The following is a 336-nucleotide window of genomic DNA, read 5'->3' as shown; positions in this document are numbered from 1 at the left end:
ATGTCCATGAACGGTAGGTAGGGGCGTTCTACCGCTACGCTTCCTTCACTCCTGGTGGCACAGTGCGCCCCCATGCCGATCCGGCCCGAGCACCGCTTCTTCTACCCGATCGACTGGCGTGAGCTGTCGATGGCGATCCGCTTTGGCCGCGCGCAGGGCCGCTGTGAGAGCTTCGGGCGTCCGCACGGGCAAATGGTCTACCACCTCGGTGACGGGCGCTGGTGGGATGCCGAGTCCAGTCTCTGGCGCGATGACGTAACCGAAAGCCATAGGGGTCGTTGCCTATGAGAGAGGCTGAGATGCAGCTCCTGATATGCAGATGCCGCTTGATTTCCA

At 62.2% G+C, this 336-nt stretch carries 1 pseudogene; it reads left to right on the top strand.

The features are described 5' to 3' along the window. Positions 1–72: 72 nt before the first annotated feature. A pseudogene (locus tag MKL09_RS26815) lies at positions 73–252 on the top strand (hypothetical protein); the annotation flags it as partial. Positions 253–336: the final 84 nt, after the last annotated feature.

The sequence above is a fragment of the Methylobacterium sp. J-048 genome (assembly GCF_022829515.1).
Lineage (GTDB): Bacteria > Pseudomonadota > Alphaproteobacteria > Rhizobiales > Beijerinckiaceae > Methylobacterium.
This window is presented reverse-complemented; position numbering and strand designations above follow the sequence as displayed.